Origin of the sequence: Synechococcus sp. R55.8 (assembly GCF_047461895.1) — a bacterium.
GTDB lineage: Bacteria > Cyanobacteriota > Cyanobacteriia > Thermostichales > Thermostichaceae > Thermostichus.
This window is the reverse complement of record NZ_JANSIB010000177.1, coordinates 1-1,396: the sequence shown is the minus strand read 5'-3', so window position 1 is coordinate 1,396 and position 1,396 is coordinate 1. Positions and strand designations below refer to the sequence as shown.

The window sequence follows — 1,396 nt, the reverse complement described above, 5'->3', positions numbered from 1 at the left end:
TGGAGCGTGGCAAGCGGAGCGACGCTGGTCTTGCAGAACGGCACGCACACCTTTAGCGGCACACACAGTGGTGAGATAGCGGGCACGCTGGTTCAGACGAATAACACGGTGCAGGCGGGCAGTGAGGGCGCCACTTTCAACTTCACGGGTACAGGCTATCAGTGGGTGCAACACACGCTGAACGGGGGTTCGGCGGGCTTGACGAACGCGGGCTTGTTGCGGATGGTGAATAGCTATGATCGTTATCTGTCGGGTGTGTTGGTCAACACGGGCACTTTGGTTCACGAGTATGGATGGACCTACTTCAACGGGGCGAGCCTGCGAAACAGCGGCACAGCGGAGGTGCGCTCAGGGGGTTGGTACAGCAACACAGGCGCCAACAGCCTTGTGAACACGGGCACATTGCGCAAGGTCTCGCCCGACCCGAACAACCCAACCTCGTTCACCATCACTGTCAACACGACCAACAGCGGGCTGATAGAGGTGCAAAACGGCACGCTGAGCGTCTCCAACCTGACCCAGACGGCAGGCGAGGCGCGGATCCGCCGTGGGGCGACTCTGAGCGTGAGCAACCCGCTGGCGATGCAGGGCGGCAAGCTCACAGGCGCAGGCACGCTTAGCGGCGCGCTCAACAATACGGCGGGCACAATCGCACCCGGCATCGATGACCCCGACCAGCCCGACCTGAACCCGCTCGGCATCCTGACCATCAGGGGCAACCTGACGCTGGGCAACGACGCCGTCTTTGAGGTGGAGCTGGCGGGCACGGACAACTCCGACCCTGCCAACCCGCAGTATGACCAGCTGATTGTGGGGCAAAGCGGCTACACCCGCACGGTGCAGCTGAACGGCACGCTGCGCGTGAAAGCGCGCGATGGGTACACGCCTGTGACGGGGGATACCTTTGACATCTTGGTGCGCTCTGGCTCGTGGAACCGCACAGGTGAGTTCCACACGGTGGAGGTAGACCCCGACACGCTGCCGTGCATAGCGTTTGAGGTGCAGTATCTGTCTGACCGTGTGCGGTTGATAGCGCGCCTGACGACTGATCCTGATGTGAACGGCGACGGCTGTGTGGACGACGCCGACCTGCTGGCGGTGCTGTTCGCATTTGGTCAGACGGGCAGCAACTTAGCGGAGGACATCAACTGCGACGAGGTTGTAGATGACGCCGATCTGCTGAGCGTACTGTTCGCATTCGGCAGTGGGTGTTAGCCCTCACCCCCAGCCCCTCTCCCACGCTGTGGGAGAGGGGTGTGCCGCACGCTGACCTGTTTGGAGTGCTGAAGCGCAGCTTCAGCGTCGGGGGGGGGGGGGGGGGGGCCGCCCCCCCCCCCCCCCCCCCCCGGGGGGGGTTATGGTGAGCGGGGGGGGGGGAAAAAAAAATCGGGGGGGG

Annotated in this window: 1 protein-coding gene; it reads left to right on the top strand. The window is 63.6% G+C overall.

The window, feature by feature from the left end:
- Positions 1-1,215 (top strand): hypothetical protein (locus tag NW829_RS12215; RefSeq protein ID WP_414417197.1); only part of this gene is annotated, 1,215 nt, incomplete at its 5' end.
- Between the last annotated feature and the right edge of the window lie 181 nt (positions 1,216-1,396).